Source organism: Streptomyces sp. NPDC046831, assembly GCF_040645305.1.
Lineage (GTDB): Bacteria > Actinomycetota > Actinomycetes > Streptomycetales > Streptomycetaceae > Streptomyces.
The window spans coordinates 65,215-79,559 of sequence record NZ_JBEYXZ010000004.1 but is presented as its reverse complement, the minus strand read 5'-3'; the positions used below and the strand labels follow the sequence as shown (position 1 = coordinate 79,559).

The 14,345-nt window shown below is 74.2% G+C and carries 16 protein-coding genes; 4 read left to right on the top strand and 12 right to left on the bottom strand.

Features of this window, described 5'->3' with window-relative positions; all coding sequences use genetic code 11:
- Nucleotides 1–2 precede the first annotated feature (2 nt).
- The 9 genes from ABZ920_RS05385 to hisD all read right to left on the bottom strand — a co-directional run bounded on the left by ABZ920_RS05385 (nucleotide 3) and on the right by hisD (nucleotide 6,500).
- Entirely contained in the window at nucleotides 3–593 is a 591-nt protein-coding gene (locus ABZ920_RS05385; RefSeq protein WP_361499037.1) for a helix-turn-helix domain-containing protein, read from the bottom strand.
- A gap of 121 nt (nucleotides 594–714) precedes the next feature.
- Nucleotides 715–1,470, bottom strand: a complete 756-nt coding sequence (gene hisF, locus ABZ920_RS05380) for an imidazole glycerol phosphate synthase subunit HisF (RefSeq protein ID WP_361499035.1) — start codon at nucleotides 1,468–1,470, stop codon at nucleotides 715–717.
- Nucleotides 1,471–1,504: 34 nt separating this feature from the next.
- Nucleotides 1,505–1,897 (bottom strand): RidA family protein, encoded by a 393-nt coding sequence (locus ABZ920_RS05375; protein ID WP_361499033.1) that lies wholly within the window; start codon nucleotides 1,895–1,897, stop codon nucleotides 1,505–1,507.
- Nucleotides 1,894–2,628, bottom strand: a complete 735-nt coding sequence (priA, locus tag ABZ920_RS05370; RefSeq protein WP_361499031.1) for a bifunctional 1-(5-phosphoribosyl)-5-((5-phosphoribosylamino)methylideneamino)imidazole-4-carboxamide isomerase/phosphoribosylanthranilate isomerase PriA — start codon at nucleotides 2,626–2,628, stop codon at nucleotides 1,894–1,896. Before priA ends, ABZ920_RS05375 begins: the two co-directional genes overlap by 4 nt.
- A gap of 4 nt (nucleotides 2,629–2,632) precedes the next feature.
- Entirely contained in the window at nucleotides 2,633–3,289 is a 657-nt protein-coding gene (hisH, locus tag ABZ920_RS05365) for an imidazole glycerol phosphate synthase subunit HisH (RefSeq protein WP_361499029.1), read from the bottom strand.
- Nucleotides 3,280–3,444: a hypothetical protein gene (locus ABZ920_RS05360; RefSeq protein WP_361499027.1), complete on the bottom strand. Its 165-nt coding sequence runs from the start codon at nucleotides 3,442–3,444 to the stop codon at nucleotides 3,280–3,282. The genes hisH and ABZ920_RS05360 overlap by 10 nt, the downstream gene beginning before the upstream one ends.
- A gap of 4 nt (nucleotides 3,445–3,448) precedes the next feature.
- Entirely contained in the window at nucleotides 3,449–4,042 is a 594-nt protein-coding gene (gene hisB, locus ABZ920_RS05355; protein ID WP_361499025.1) for an imidazoleglycerol-phosphate dehydratase HisB, read from the bottom strand.
- Nucleotides 4,039–5,178, bottom strand: coding sequence for a histidinol-phosphate transaminase (locus ABZ920_RS05350; RefSeq protein ID WP_361499023.1), 1,140 nt, complete (start codon nucleotides 5,176–5,178; stop codon nucleotides 4,039–4,041). The genes hisB and ABZ920_RS05350 overlap by 4 nt, the downstream gene beginning before the upstream one ends.
- A complete protein-coding gene (gene hisD, locus ABZ920_RS05345; RefSeq protein WP_361499021.1) occupies nucleotides 5,175–6,500 on the bottom strand; it encodes a histidinol dehydrogenase in 1,326 nt (441 codons plus the stop codon). The genes ABZ920_RS05350 and hisD overlap by 4 nt, the downstream gene beginning before the upstream one ends.
- Before the next feature lie 205 nt (nucleotides 6,501–6,705).
- Here hisD and ABZ920_RS05340 point away from each other — a divergent pair, with 205 nt between their 5' ends.
- The 4 genes from ABZ920_RS05340 to ybaK all read left to right on the top strand — a co-directional run bounded on the left by ABZ920_RS05340 (nucleotide 6,706) and on the right by ybaK (nucleotide 11,213).
- Nucleotides 6,706–8,283: an oxidoreductase gene (locus ABZ920_RS05340; RefSeq protein WP_361499019.1), complete on the top strand. Its 1,578-nt coding sequence runs from the start codon at nucleotides 6,706–6,708 to the stop codon at nucleotides 8,281–8,283.
- Nucleotides 8,284–8,916: 633 nt separating this feature from the next.
- Entirely contained in the window at nucleotides 8,917–9,936 is a 1,020-nt protein-coding gene (locus tag ABZ920_RS05335; RefSeq protein ID WP_361499017.1) for a hypothetical protein, read from the top strand.
- Between the two features lie 11 nt (nucleotides 9,937–9,947).
- Nucleotides 9,948–10,688, top strand: a complete 741-nt coding sequence (locus tag ABZ920_RS05330) for an LON peptidase substrate-binding domain-containing protein (protein WP_361499015.1) — start codon at nucleotides 9,948–9,950, stop codon at nucleotides 10,686–10,688.
- A 27-nt stretch (nucleotides 10,689–10,715) separates the two neighbouring features.
- On the top strand, nucleotides 10,716–11,213 hold the full coding sequence (gene ybaK, locus ABZ920_RS05325; RefSeq protein WP_361499013.1) for a Cys-tRNA(Pro) deacylase: 498 nt from the start codon (nucleotides 10,716–10,718) through the stop codon (nucleotides 11,211–11,213).
- Between the two features lie 142 nt (nucleotides 11,214–11,355).
- On the opposite strand, the gene ABZ920_RS05320 is transcribed toward ybaK, so the two are convergent.
- From ABZ920_RS05320 to ABZ920_RS05310, 3 genes are all read right to left on the bottom strand, one after another.
- Nucleotides 11,356–12,057 (bottom strand): AAA family ATPase, encoded by a 702-nt coding sequence (locus ABZ920_RS05320; RefSeq protein ID WP_361499011.1) that lies wholly within the window; start codon nucleotides 12,055–12,057, stop codon nucleotides 11,356–11,358.
- A gap of 34 nt (nucleotides 12,058–12,091) precedes the next feature.
- Nucleotides 12,092–12,913 (bottom strand): ABC transporter permease, encoded by an 822-nt coding sequence (locus tag ABZ920_RS05315; protein ID WP_361499009.1) that lies wholly within the window; start codon nucleotides 12,911–12,913, stop codon nucleotides 12,092–12,094.
- Between the two features lie 220 nt (nucleotides 12,914–13,133).
- On the bottom strand, nucleotides 13,134–14,108 hold the full coding sequence (locus ABZ920_RS05310; protein WP_361499412.1) for an ABC transporter ATP-binding protein: 975 nt from the start codon (nucleotides 14,106–14,108) through the stop codon (nucleotides 13,134–13,136).
- Nucleotides 14,109–14,345: the final 237 nt, after the last annotated feature.

Sequence of the window (14,345 nt, the reverse complement as noted above, 5' to 3'; positions counted from 1 at the left end):
TCTCAGACGCGGAAGGGGAAGGCGTACGTGTGCACGGCGACGTTCTCGCGCCCCTCGCCGTCCCCGGCCGCGTCCGCGGCCCGGCCCCGCTCCTCGTAACCGCGGACGAGCGCGAGCATGTCCCTGACCAGGCCGGACAGTTCGTCCGCGGTCAGCCGCAGAACGGTTTCGGAGGACTCGGCGGCGGCGTTCCACTCGGGGCCCCACTGCGGCCGTTCGTCCAGGAAGCGCCGGTACATCTCGGTGCGCTGCTCGCTGAAGAGGCGGCCGGCCGCCGTGTGCGCGGCCGCCTTCTCCGGGGCGTCGCGGAAGTCCTCGTCGCGGATGCTCAGTCCGTCGGACGCGGGCTCCCACCAGCGCTCCCGGCTGTCCGCGCTGCGCGGCTCGGCCGGCTGGATCAGTCCGTACTCGGCGAGCTTGCGCAGGTGGTAGCTGACCAGGGAGACAGCCTCACCGGCCTGCGCGGCGAGCTGGGAGGCGGTCGCGGCGCGCGCGACGGTCAGCCCCCGGTAGAGCTTCATGCGCAGCGGGTGCGCGAGCGCCTTCAGCGTGTCCAGATCGGTGATGCGGCGGTCCCGCTCCCTGTCGCTCATCCCCCGAGGCTAGAAACGAAAGAAACATTGCGCAACATCGTGTGCGCAATATTTCCTGCACTTCTCGCGCGGAGAGGCCCCGGCCGCTCCCTGGCGACCGGGGCCTTGAGCCCGGACGGTGTCAGCGCACCGGTGCGCCTGCCTCACGCAGCGTCTGCTTGACCTGGCCGATGCGCAGGTCGCCGAAGTGGAACACCGACGCGGCCAGCACCGCGTCCGCACCCGCGGCGACCGCCGGCGGGAAGTCGGCGAGCTTGCCCGCGCCGCCCGAGGCGATCACCGGGACGGTCACGTGCTTGCGGACCGCCGCGATCATCTCCAGGTCGTAGCCGTCCTTCGTGCCGTCGGCGTCCATGGAGTTCAGCAGGATCTCGCCGGCGCCCAGTTCGGCCGCCCGGTGCGCCCACTCCACCGCGTCGATGCCGGTGCCGCGGCGGCCGCCGTGCGTGGTCACCTCGAAGCTCCCGGACTCCGTGCGCCGCGCGTCCACCGACAGCACCAGCACCTGCCGGCCGAAGCGCTCGGCGATCTCCCGGATCAGGTCGGGGCGGGCGATGGCGGCCGTGTTCACGCCCACCTTGTCGGCGCCCGCCCGCAGCAGCCTGTCCACGTCCTCGGCCGTGCGGACGCCGCCGCCCACCGTCAGCGGGATGAACACCTGCTCGGCGGTGCGGCGCACCACGTCGTACGTGGTCTCGCGGTTGCCGGCGGAGGCGGTGATGTCCAGGAACGTCAGCTCGTCGGCGCCCTCGGTGTCGTACACCTTGGCCATCTCGACCGGGTCGCCCGCGTCGCGCAGGTTCTGGAAGTTCACGCCCTTGACGACCCGGCCGTTGTCCACGTCCAGGCAGGGGATGACTCGGACCGCCAGGGTCATGAGGTCCACGGCTCCTTACGAAACGGAATGACTTCTAGCCTCTGTAGGCTTCCAGCTCCACCGACACCAGCACGCGCGGGTCGACGAAGCCCTCGACGACCAGCAGGGTCGTCACCGGGCGCACGGAGTCGAAGAGCTCCTTGTGGGCCCGGGCCGCCTCCTCGAAATCCCGGGGGTGCGCCAGGTGCATCCGGGTCCTGATCACCGACTCGGGCCCGAGCCCGAACTCGGCGATCGCCTCCAGGGCGCTGGTGAAGGCCACCTTGGCCTGCTCGTAGGGGTCGCCCTCCCCGTAGAGCACGCTGCCCTTGAAGGACGTCGTGCCCGCCACCAGCACCAGGTCGCCCGCCGCCACGGCGCGCGCGAAACCGAAACTCTCTTCCCAGGGATTTCCGCTCTGCACGCGCCGCACGGCATCGGACGTCATGACGACACAGCCTCCAAGGCCTCTTCCAGGGTGAACGCCTTCGCGTAGAGCGCTTTCCCGACGATGGCGCCCTCGACACCGAGCGGGACCAGCCCGGCGATGGCCCGCAGGTCGTCCAGCGACGACACGCCGCCGGAGGCGACCACGGGGCGGTCCGTCGCCGCGCAGACGTTCCTCAGCAGCTCCAGGTTCGGTCCCTGCAGGGTGCCGTCCTTGGCGATGTCGGTCACGACGTAGCGCGCGCAGCCCTCCTTGTCGAGACGGGCCAGCGTCTCGTAGAGGTCGCCGCCGTCCCTGGTCCAGCCGCGGCCGCGCAGCGTGGTGCCGCGCACGTCGAGCCCGACCGCGATCCGGTCGCCGTGCTCGGCGATGACCTTGGCGACCCACTCGGGGGACTCCAGGGCGGCGGTCCCGAGGTTCACCCGGGTGCAGCCGGTGGCCAGGGCGGCGGCGAGGGTGTCGTCGTCGCGGATGCCGCCGGACAGTTCCACCTTGAGGTGCGTCTCGGTCATGCGCTCGGCCACCTCGCGGATCAGCGCGCGGTTGTCGCCGGTGCCGAACGCGGCGTCGAGGTCGACCAGGTGCAGCCACTCGGCGCCCGCGCGCTGCCAGGCGAGGGCGGCCTCCAGCGGGGAGCCGTAGGAGGTCTCCGTGCCGGACTCGCCGTGCACGAGGCGGACGGCCTGGCCGTCCCGGACGTCGACGGCGGGGAGGAGTTCGAGCTTGGCCATGTCTCTACAGGGTTCCGATCCAGTTGGTGAGCAGCTGCGCGCCGGCGTCGCCGGACTTCTCGGGGTGGAACTGCGTCGCCCACAGGGCGCCGTTCTCCACGGCCGCCACGAACGGCTTGCCGTGCGTGGCCCAGGTGACCTTCGGGACGTGCAGCGCCGGGTTGTGCGTCTCCATCCGCCAGTCGTGGACGGCGTAGGAGTGCACGAAGTAGAACCGCGCGTCCGCGTCCAGGCCCGCGAACAGCTCGGAGTCGGCCGGCGCCTCGACGGTGTTCCAGCCCATGTGCGGCACGACGTCGGCCTCGAGCGGGCCGACCGTGCCGGGCCACTCGTCGAGGCCCTCGGCCTCGACGCCGTGCTCGACGCCGCGGGCGAACAGGATCTGCATGCCCACGCAGATGCCCATCACCGGGCGCCCGCCGGACAGCCGGCGGTCGATGACCCAGTCGCCGCGCGCCTCCCTGAGGCCCTTCATGCAGGCGGCGAAGGCGCCGACGCCCGGCACCAGCAGGCCGTCGGCGTTCATCGCCGTGTCGAAGTCACGGGTGATCTCTACGTCGGCGCCCGCGCGCGCGAGGGCGCGCTCGGCGGAACGGACGTTGCCGAAGCCGTAGTCGAAGACCACGACCTTCTTGGATGCTCCCGCGGTGCTCAATTCCACACCTCCAGCCGGGCGACGCCCGCGACGAGGCACATCGCCGCTCCGATGGAGAGGAGGACGACGAGGCTCGTGGGCATCTTCTGCTTGACGAACGAGATGATCCCGCCGACGAGGAAGAGGCCGACGACGATCAGGACGGTCGAAGTGCCGTTCATGGGGTTACAGCGCGCCCTTCGTCGACGGGAGGATGCCGGCCGCGCGCGGGTCGCGCTCGCTGGCGTAGCGCAGCGCCCGCGCCAGCGCCTTGAACTGGCACTCCACGATGTGGTGCGCGTTGCGTCCGTAGGGCACGTGCACGTGCAGCGCGACCTGGGCCTGCGCGACGAAGGACTCCAGGATGTGCCGGGTCATCGTGGTGTCGTACTCGCCGATCATCGGCGCCATGTTCTCGGGCTCGGCGTGCACGAGGTAGGGGCGCCCGGAGAGGTCGACGGTGACCTGGGCGAGCGACTCGTCCAGCGGCACCGTGCAGTTGCCGAAGCGGTAGATTCCCACCTTGTCGCCGAGGGCCTGCCGGAAGGCGGCGCCCAGCGCGAGGGCGGTGTCCTCGATGGTGTGGTGGGAGTCGATGTGCAGGTCGCCGTCGGTCTTCACGGTCAGGTCGAACAGACCGTGCCGGCCGAGCTGGTCGAGCATGTGGTCGTAGAAACCGACGCCGGTGGCGATGTCGGTCCTGCCGGTGCCGTCGAGGTCGATCTCGACGAGGACCGAGGTCTCCTTGGTGGTGCGCTCCACGCGCCCAACGCGGCTCATGCGCTCTGCTCCTTCGGGGGTGTGGGGGTGCCTGCCAGAAGGCCCTGCAGGTCACGGACCGCGTCGAGGAACGCGTCGTTCTCGGCCGGGGTGCCCGCGGTGACCCGCAGCCGGCCGGGCACACCGTTGTCGCGGACGAGGACGCCCCGGTCCAGGATCTCCCGCCAGGCGGTGTGGGAGTCCTCGAACCGTCCGAACTGGACGAAGTTCGCGTCCGACTCGGTCACCTCGTACCCGAGGGCGCGGAGCTCGCCGACCAGCCGGTCCCGCTCGGACTTCAGCTGCTCGACGTACTTCAGCAGCGTGTCGGTGTGCTCCAGGGCGGCCAGCGCGGTGGCCTGCGTCACCGCCGACAGGTGGTACGGCAGCCGGACGAGCTGGACGGCGTCCACGACGGCCGGGTGCGCGGCGAGGTAGCCGAGGCGGAGGCCGGCGGCCCCGAACGCCTTCGACATCGTGCGGGAGACGACCAGGTTCGGCCGGCCCTCCAGCAGCGGCAGCAGCGAGTCGCCGTGGCTGAACTCGATGTACGCCTCGTCGAGGATCACCATGGACGGCTTCGCCGCCTGCGCGGCCTCGTACAGCGCGAGGACCGTCCGGGGCGGGACCGCGGTGCCGGTGGGGTTGTTGGGGGTGGTGACGAAGACGACGTCCGGCCGGTGCTCGGCGATGGCCTTCTCGGCCGCCGGGAGGTCGATCGTGAAGTCCTCGCCCCGCGGACCGGAGATCCACCCGGTGCCGGTGCCGCGCGCGATGAGCGCGTGCATCGAGTACGACGGCTCGAAGCCGAGCGCCGTGCGGCCCGGCCCGCCGAAGGTCTGCAGGAGCTGCTGGATGACCTCGTTGGAGCCGTTGGCGGCCCAGACGTTCTCCGGGCCGACGGGGTGGCCGCCGGTCTTCGCCAGGTACTCGGCGAGCCGCGTGCGCAGCTCGACGGCGTCCCGGTCCGGGTAGCGGTTGAGGCCGCGGGCGGCCTCGCGCACCCGCTCGGTGATCCGCTCGACCAGCGGCTCGGGCAGCGGGTAGGGGTTCTCGTTCGTGTTCAGCCGCACCGGGACGTCCAGCTGGGGGGCGCCGTAGGGCGACTTGCCGCGCAGCTCGTCCCGCACGGGGAGATCGTCGATGGAGAAGCTCACTTGCTCGCCGGTACCTTCCACCCGAACCGTGCCTTGATCGCCGCGCCGTGCGCGGGCAGGTCCTCCGCCTCCGCCAGCGTCACCACGTGGTGGGCGACCTCGGCGAGCGCCTCCTTCGTGTAGTCCACGATGTGGATGCCGCGCAGGAAGGACTGGACGGACAGACCCGAGGAGTGGCAGGCGCAGCCGCCGGTCGGGAGCACGTGGTTGGAGCCGGCCGCGTAGTCGCCGAGGGAGACCGGCGCCCACGGGCCGATGAAGATCGCGCCGGCGTTGCGCACGCGGTCGGCGACCGCGGCGGCGTCGGCCGTCTGGATCTCCAGGTGCTCGGCGCCGTAGGCGTCGACCACCCGGAGGCCCTCGTCGAGGCCGTCGACGAGCACGATCGCGGACTGCCGGCCGGCCAGGGCCGGGCGGATCCGGTCCTCGACGTGCTTGGTCGCCGCGACCTGCGGCTCCAGCTCCTTCTCCACCGCCTCGGCGAGCTCGGCGGATTCGGTGACGAGGACGGCGGCCGCGAGCGGGTCGTGCTCCGCCTGGCTGATCAGGTCGGAGGCGACGTGCACCGGGTCGGCCGTCGCGTCCGCGAGGATCGCGATCTCGGTCGGGCCGGCCTCCGCGTCGATGCCGATCCGGCCGGTGAAGTAGCGCTTGGCGGCGGCGACCCAGATGTTGCCGGGGCCGGTGACCATGTTCGCGGGCGGGCAGGACTCCGTGCCGTGCGCGAACATGGCGACGGCCTGGGCGCCGCCGGCCGCGTAGACCTCGTCGACGCCGAGCAGTGCGCAGGCGGCGAGGATGGTCGGGTGCGGCAGGCCGCCGAACTCGGCCTGCGGCGGGGAGGCGAGCGCGATCGACTCGACGCCGGCCTCCTGCGCGGGCACGGCGTTCATGACGACGGACGACGGGTAGACCGACCGGCCGCCGGGGGCGTACAGGCCGACCCGCTCGACCGGGACCCACTTCTCGGTGACCGAGCCGCCGGGCACGACCTGGGTGGTGTGGGTGCTGCGGCGCTGCTCGCGGTGGACGAGGCGGGCGCGGCGGATGGACTCCTCCAGGGCCGCGCGCACGGCCGGGTCCAGCTCGGCCAGGGCGTCCTTGAGGGCCTCGGCCGGGACACGGACGGATTCCAGACGCACGCCGTCGAACTTCTCGGCGAAGTCGATCAGTGCCGCGTCGCCCCGATGATGCACGGCCTCGCAGATCGGACGCACCTTCTCCAGGGCGGCCTGAACGTCGAAGTCGGCTCGGGGCAGCAGGTCACGCAGGGCGGGGCCCTCGGGGAGGGCGTCGCCGCGCAGATCGATTCGGGAGATCACAGGTCCAATTCTCTCAGACCGGCGTCCGCCACCGTTCGCCCGTATCAACGGCTGATACAAACCCCCTCCGTCCGTGGTACGGCTCCGCACCGTCACCGCGTGGATTCCCGCCACCCGACTGTCACTCGGAGTGTTCAGACCGTCACTCAGCGGGCATGAACGGCAGTACGAAACCCGCGAGTAGCCGAGGAGGGAGGGACGGACCGTGACCGAGGGGGCCCGTACGCGCCACGGGGACCCGCCAGGGGACCTCACCGCCGTCGAGGCCGGCATGTGGCAGGCCTTCCGCAACGGCAGCGTCTACGACCTGCGCGGCGGGGACGCGGTCGTGGACGATCCGCACGGCCCGCACCCCTGGGGGCCCGAGCGGAGCGTGCGAGCGCGTGTCGTGTGCTGGCTGCTGCTGGACGGACCGCCGCCGCTGGCCGGGCGGGTGGCCTCCCTGAAGCTCGTCGGCGTGCGGATCACGGGGGCGCTCGACCTGGCGGGCGGCACGGTCGAGCCGTACCTGGAGATGACCGGCTGCCGGTTCGAGGAGGAGATCCGGCTGCCGGAGGCCCGGTTCACCACCGTGCGGCTGGTCGACTGCTCGGTGCCGCGCCTGGAGGCCGCCCGGGTGCACACCGAGGGCGACCTGCACCTGCCCCGCTGCCGCTTCCAGGGCGGAGTGCGGCTCACGGACGCCCGGATCGGCACGGACCTGCTGCTGAACCAGGCGATCGTGCACCGGGACCGCGGCGGCCGGTCGATCGCCGCCGACGGCCTGAGCGTCGGCCAGGACCTCCAGGCGGAGATGCTCGAGTCGCACGGCGAGCTGAGCCTGCGCAGCGCGACGGTCGGCGTGTCGCTGAGTCTGCGGGGGGCGAAGCTCACCAACCCCGCCGCGCGGCTCGCGCTGAACGCGCCGCAGCTGTCCGTCGAGCGCACCCTCTACCTGACTCCGGCGGGTGTCGGGAACCCCCTCCTGAGCGGCGTCACCCCGGCGCGCGGCACGCGGGTGCAGTACTTCGAGTGCCAGGGCGGGATACGGCTGGACGACGGGCGGTTCGGGGACGCGGTCGACTTCGAGCGGGCCCGGTTCGCCTTCACCGACGAGCAGGAGCTGTCACTGCGCCGGGTGCAGGCGCCGGAGCTGCGCTTCCTCGGGGAGCGGCCGCTGCGGGGGCGGGTCGTGCTGTCCGGCGCGCGGATCGTGAACCTGGTCGACCGGGCGGCGAGCTGGCCCGGCCCCGGCCGGCTGCACATGGGCGGCTTCGCCTACGAGAACCTGGTGCCGCAGGGTCCGTTCCCGCTGGCGGAGCGCCTGGAGTGGGTGGCGGCGGCGACCGCCGAGTACAACCCGGAGCCGTACGAGCGGCTCGCCGCGGTGCTGCGCGGTGCGGGCGAGGACGAGGACGCGCGCGAGGTGCTGCTCGCCAAGCAGCGGCGGCGCCGCGAGACGCTGCCGCTCGCGGCCAAGCTCTGGGGCTACCTGCAGGACTGGACGGTCGCCTACGGGTACCGGCCGGGCCGGGCCGCGGTGTGGATGGCGGTGCTGTGGGCGGCGGGCTCGCTCGCGTTCGCACGCGCCGACCACCCGCCGGCCGATCCGGGGCGGCACGGGGAGTGGAATCCGGCGCTGTTCGCTCTCGACCTGCTGCTTCCGGTGGTGGACTTCGGCCAGGTGAGCCAGTGGCAGCTGGGGGGCGGATGGCAGTGGCTGGCGGCTGCGATGGTCCTGCTGGGCTGGACCCTGGCCACGACGGTGGCGGCGGGGGCGACTCGGTTGCTGCGGCGGGGGTGAGGGGGCGACGGCTCGCCGGAAGCGGGCGCTGCACAACGGCCCGCAGCCGCCCACGCACGGAAGGGGCCGTGCCGGGGAGTGCCCGCCCGCAGCGGCCGGCGCGTCCACGCAAGCCGCGTCGCTGAGAAACTCGCACCAGTCCCCGCACAGACGCCCCCCACCCACCGCACGCGGGAACGCAGCCCCACGCACCCCACACGGAGAACAACGCGCCCGCAGCCGCCCACGCACGGAAGGGGCCGTGCCGGGGGGTGCCCGCCCGCAGCGGCCGGCGCGTCGACGCCGGGTACTTCGCTGAGAAACCTCACTCGCGCCGGTCCGAGGACGGGCACCCCCCGGCGCGGCCCCGCCCCACCCACGCACCGGACGCGGGGACCGCACCGCACACGGGGACCGCACCGCACACGGGGACCGCACCGCACACGGGGACCGCACCGCACGCGGGCACCGCACCGCACGCGGCGACCGCGCACCACCCCCGCCGCGCCGCGTGGCTCCCGTCTCGGCCCCTGCGCGGGTGCGCGCTTGGCGCCGCGCGGTGCAGCCAGCTTTTACCGGGGCTTGACCAGGGCGCGTACAACTTTCGTCCGGTTCCGTGTTGGCCCTGGCGCGTCCGCCACCTGCGGTCTTTCAATGGTCGACACCATGGCTCTGCTGCCCCCTTTCATCCGTACGACCCGGGCGCGCCCCACCGCGGACCGGCCCGCCGTCCACGACGAGGTGCTCCTCGACGCGCCCGACGCGCGTCTGGCGCCCGTGCTGGTCGCGGCCGCCCACGGCGCGTACGCCCCGGCCGCCGTCCTGCTCGCCGAGACCCGGGCGGCTGCCGCGTGGGAGGACCGCGACCGGTACGCCACCCGGCTGGCCGCGTTCGCGCGCTCGCGCTCCGAGTGGCTGGACGCCTGGCGCGCGGCCGCCCCGCACGACCCGGACGCGCTGCTGGTGGCCGCCCAGCTCGCCGTGGACCGGGCCTGGCCGTCGCCCGCACGCGCCGAGCTGCTGCGCGCGGTGAGCCCTCTCATCACGGAGGCCGCACGCGGCGACGACCGGGACCCGGTGCCGTGGCGCGTCGCCCTGGACCACGCGCGCGGCTCGCGTGCCGGGCACCGGTACTTCGAGGAGCTGTGGGAGGCGGCGGTCCGCCGCGCCCCGCACCACTACGGCTGCCACGTCGCCGCCCTGCGCTACCTGGCCGCCTCCTGGCACGGCTCCCACCGCGAGTGCTTCGACTTCTCCGACCGCGCCGCGCAGGACGCTCCCCCGGACTCGCTCGTCCAGGCCCTGCCGGTCCGGGCGGCCTTCGCCTACCTGACCGACGGCTGCGGGCCGGAGGTGCCGCGCGAGCGGCTGGACGCCGCGGCCGACCGCGCCGTCGCCCTGTCCGCCCGGTTCCCGGCGGCCGACCCCTGGCCGGCGGAGATGCGCAACCTGCTGGCCTACGTCCTGATCCGGCTGGAGCGCCGCGCCGACGCCTCGGCCCAGCTGCGCCTCATCGGCCCGTACGCCACGTCGTTCCCCTGGGACCGGGTCTCCGACGACCCGCTGGGTCTCTTCCTGACCCTGCGCGACGACGTCCGGGCGGCACCGCTCCCACGGCCCGCTCTGCACGCCCCCGACGGGCGCGGCGGACACGCGCGCCGTGACGGCCACTAGGCTTTTGCGCCGTGACCACCCTCCGGCTCCCGCTCTTCCCCCTGAACACGGTGCTGTTCCCGGGGCTGGTGCTTCCTCTGAACGTCTTCGAGGAGCGCTACCGCGCCATGATGCGCACGCTGCTGAAGACGCCCGAGGACGAACCGCGCCGGTTCGCCGTCGTGGCGATCCGCGACGGCCACGAGGTGGCCCCGAGCGCACCGGGCATGCCCGATCCCACGGCCGTGCCCGAGCGCGGGCCCGCGGCCGGCTTCGGCGCCGATCCGGCCAGGGCGTTCCACGGCGTGGGCTGCGTCGCGGACGCGGCGACCGTCCGGGAACAGGCGGACGGCACCTTCGAGGTGCTGGCGACGGGCACGACCCGGGTACGGCTGCTGTCCGTGGACGCCTCGGGTCCGTTCCTCACCGCCGAGCTGGAGGAACTGCCCGAGGAGCCCGGTGACGAGGCCGCCGAGCTGGCGGAGCGGGTGCTGCGGTCCTTCCGGCAGTACCAGAAGCGGCTGGCGGGCGCGCAGGAGCGGTCGCTGTCGGCCGGCGCGGACCTGCCGGACCAGCCGAGCGTGGTGTCGTACCTGGTGGCGGCGGCGACGGCGCTGGACATCCCGACGAAGCAGCGTCTGCTCCAGGCGCCCGACACCTCCTCGCGCCTGCGGGACGAGCTGAAACTGCTTCGCTCGGAGACGGCCATCATCCGTAGTCTGCCGTCGTTGCCCGCGTCGGACCTGACGCGGAGCCCGACGAGTCTCAACTGACGCACGACCTCTTGGGGAACGGCCCGGATGGCGAAGAAGGCGAAGAAGCAGCCCGGGGGCACACCGGCGACGGTGGCCCTGACGGCGGCGGGGGTGGACTACACCGTCCACGCCTACGACCACGACCCCGCGCACCCCTCGTACGGCGAGGAGGCCGCCGAGGCGATGGGCGTCTCCCCGGACCGGGTCTTCAAGACCCTGGTGGCGGACGTCGACGGCGCCCTGACGGTGGCCGTGGTGCCGGTGGCGGGCTCGCTGGACCTGAAAGCCCTGGCGGCTGCCGTGGGCGGCAAGCGGGCGGCGATGGCGGACCCGGCGCTGGCCGAGCGGACCACCGGGTACGTGCGCGGCGGCATCTCACCGCTGGGCCAGCGCAAGAAGCTGCCGACCGTCCTGGACGACTCGGCGACGGCGCACGGCACGATCTGCGTCTCGGCCGGCCGCCGGGGCCTGGAGGTCGAGCTGGCCCCCGGTGACCTGGCCAGGCTGACGGACGCGGTCCTGGCCCCCGTCGGACGGGGCTGACGGACGCGCCGCCGGCCCCCGTCGGACGGCGCTGACGGGCCGGGAAGGCCCGGGCGGAAAGCAGCGACCCCGGGAGGCCCGGCCGTCCACGGCCGCGTCGCAGGGGCAGGGGGAAGCGCGCCCGTACGGGGCGCGCCTCGTCCTAGGCGGACTCCCCGTACGGTCCCTCGGCGTACGGGTCGGGGTCGCGGGGGCCGAACATCGCGGTCAGGCCCAGGTGCACCACCAGCGCGGCCAGCGGCCAGGCCAGCAGCGCTCCCCACGCGCCCAGCTTCAGCGGCGCCGAGAAGGTGACCCCCTCGCCCACGGCCTTCGCGTGCGCGATCACGTCGGCGTCGGGCCCGAGCCAGACCCCGAGGCGCCACGCCAGCAGCGACCCGAGCAGTCCGCCGGCCGTCAGCGCCACCACCAGCGGCACGCCCCCGCGCCGGCGCAGCAGGAAGACGACGACCGCGCTCACCGCGCCGAAGGCCAGGGCCAGGAGCGTGAACGTTCCGTCGACGCCGATCGCCTGCTCGCCCTCGGTGTCCTTGAGGTAGACGACCCAGCTGTTGCCGGTGACGTTCCCGACGAGCGGCACGTGCGGCGCCAACCGCCACCACAGCAGTCCCAGCAGCGCCCCGGCGAGCGTCAGCGCCACCGTGGCCAGCGCGGCCTCGCGGATCTCGGTCCACAGTCCGGGGCCGTCCTGTCCGTACGCGGTCGCCCCGTGCCCGAACCCGGCGGGAGGCGCCTGCCGGGACCGGCCGTGCGGGTCCTGCAGGGGCCGGGAGTCCGGCCCGGGCCGCGAGGAGTGCCAGGGGCGCCGGTTCGGCGGCGGAGGAGGAGTCAACGGAGCGGTCACCCTGCCATCGTGCCAGTCGTTCGAGCCGGCCGCGTCACCGGACGGCCGCCCTGCGGTAGGCCCAGGTGGCCGCGGCCAGCGAGACCACCCCGACCGCGGCGCACACGGCCAGGTCGGCGGCGACGACGGCCCAGTCGGGGTGCGCCGCGAAGGTGCGCGTGTACGCCTCGACGCCGTAGGTCGACGGCAGCAGGTCGCGCGCGAGCCGGACCGGCTCCGGCATCCGGTCGGCGGGCAGCACGCCCAGCAGCAGCGCCGCCGACATGCCCAGCTGCCCGAGCAGCGTGGCCAGTTCCGGCCGCGGCGCGAGCAGTCCGAAGGCGGCGCCGAGCCCGGAGAGGGCGGCGCCGGCGAGCGGGATCACCGCGAGCAGCACCCACAGGTTCCCCAGCGGCAGCCCGAACAGCGCGCATCCGAACACCGCGGTCACGACCGTCCCCGGCACGGTGAAGGACGCGTAGGCCCCGGCCGCGCCCAGCACCACGGCGGCGGGCGGCACCGGCAGCGTCGCGTAGTGGTCGAGCCCGCCGCCGGCCCGCAGCTGCCCGAAGTACTGCGCGAGCAGGTTGAGCGCGACGTAGGCGACGACCAGGACCGAGGACCCGGCCACCACGGCCCGGGCTCCGCCGTCGCCGGTCACCACGCCCCGCATCATGACCACGATGCCGACGGACTGGAAGGTGGCCACGAACAGCAGCGGGATCCGCGCCACCCGGACCCGGGACAGCTGCGCCCGGTACACGGCCGCGAGCGACGGCCACAGCCGTGCCCGCGGTGCGAGGACGGCGGCCTGCCGGGCCTCGCCCTCGGCCACCGCCGTCACGCCGGGCAGGACGCCGGCGGGTACGACACTCACGTCGAACTGCTCCTCTTCCTCACGGCGGCCCCGCTTGCCGCGGCCGTCGCGTTCCCTGCGGCGCGCGCGGCCCCGACGGCGGACGCGTGCCGAGCCGTGGGCCGCGGGCGCGTCCCGTGCTTCCGTACGGATCCGGCGCGCCGGGCGTTCGCCCCGTCGCCGGCGGGTGCGCCCGGGGAACCGGCGGTCCGCGCGCGTACGGCGTCGCCGTGCCCGGTGGTCATGCCTTCACCAGCCCCTGCCGTGCGGCGCCGCCCAGGGCCAGGTACACGTCCTCCAGGCTGGGCGTGGCGAGGGTGAAGTCGTCCAGCGCGGTGAACGCGGCCCCGCCGGTGACGGTGGCGACGGCCGCCCGGGCCTCCTCGGGTGCGAGCCGCAGCGTCCAGCGGCGCCCCGACTCCGCGGCCCGTTCGTGCAGCGCGGCGACCTCCGGCACCTCGAGGGGTGCCCGGTCCCGCCACACCAGCTCCACGCGGACCTCGCCGGAGACCCGTTCCTTGAGCCCGGCCGGGGTGTCGCAGGCGATCACGCGCCCCCGGTCGAGGACGGCGACCCGGTCCAGCACGGTCTCGGCCTCGATGACGTTGTGGGTGACCAGCACGACCGTCGTGCCGCGCTCGGCCCGGCGCCGGTCGACGGCGGACCACACCGCCCGGCGCGCCACCGGGTCCATGCCGGTGGTCGGCTCGTCCAGCACGAGCAGCGGCCGTTCGCCGACCAGCGCGGCGGCGAAGCAGGCGAGGCGCCGCTGGCCGCCGGACAGCTTCTTCAGCGGGCGTCCGGCGATCGGCGCGAGGCCCAGCTCGTCGAGGACGGCGTCGCGCTCCGCGCGGGCCGCGCGCGCGTCCAGGCCGCGCAGCCGTCCGGTGGTCTCGGCGGCGAGCGAGACGGTCAGCTCGTCGAGGGCGGTGGACTCCTGCCCGAGGTAGGCGAGGAGGCGTGCGGCGCGCTCGGGGTGGCGGACGATGTCGTGGCCGAGGATGTCGACGGTGCCGCCGTCCGGCCGCATCAGGCCGGTGAGCTGGCGGACGAGGGTGGACTTGCCGGCGCCGTTCGGTCCGAGCAGCCCGAAGATCTCACCGCGGCGGACGTCCAGCTCCACGCCGTCGGTGGCCCGTACCTCGGGCGCGCCGGGCGTGCCGCGCCGGCCGCGGACCGCGGGATAGGTCTTGGTCAGTCCGCGCACCGCGCACACGACGTCGTCCCCGTGCCGAAGTGCCTGTGCCGCGCGCGTACTCACAAGGGACGAGACTACGGGGTCCGCCCCCTTTACTCACCCTTGGGGCGACTCCGGGGGATCCCCCGGAGTCGCCCGGCGGCCTCCGCCCGCGGATCGGGAGGGGCTCCGCGTGCGGATCCGGGGGTGTCCGGTCGCGGCGTCCGGTGCCCCTGGGCCGTGTCCGCAACGTCCCGCCTGCCCCGCGACGCCTGG

Coding starts and splice junctions, on each gene's coding strand:
- ABZ920_RS05385 (WP_361499037.1), bottom strand. CDS start 593: ATGAGCGACAGGGAGCGGGACCGCCGCATCACCGATCTGGACACGCTG.
- hisF (WP_361499035.1), bottom strand. CDS start 1,470: ATGACCCTGGCGGTCCGAGTCATCCCCTGCCTGGACGTGGACAACGGC.
- ABZ920_RS05375 (WP_361499033.1), bottom strand. CDS start 1,897: ATGACGTCCGATGCCGTGCGGCGCGTGCAGAGCGGAAATCCCTGGGAA.
- priA (WP_361499031.1), bottom strand. CDS start 2,628: ATGGCCAAGCTCGAACTCCTCCCCGCCGTCGACGTCCGGGACGGCCAG.
- ABZ920_RS05360 (WP_361499027.1), bottom strand. CDS start 3,444: ATGAACGGCACTTCGACCGTCCTGATCGTCGTCGGCCTCTTCCTCGTC.
- hisB (WP_361499025.1), bottom strand. CDS start 4,042: ATGAGCCGCGTTGGGCGCGTGGAGCGCACCACCAAGGAGACCTCGGTC.
- ABZ920_RS05335 (WP_361499017.1), top strand. CDS start 8,917: ATGGTCGACACCATGGCTCTGCTGCCCCCTTTCATCCGTACGACCCGG.
- ybaK (WP_361499013.1), top strand. CDS start 10,716: ATGGCGAAGAAGGCGAAGAAGCAGCCCGGGGGCACACCGGCGACGGTG.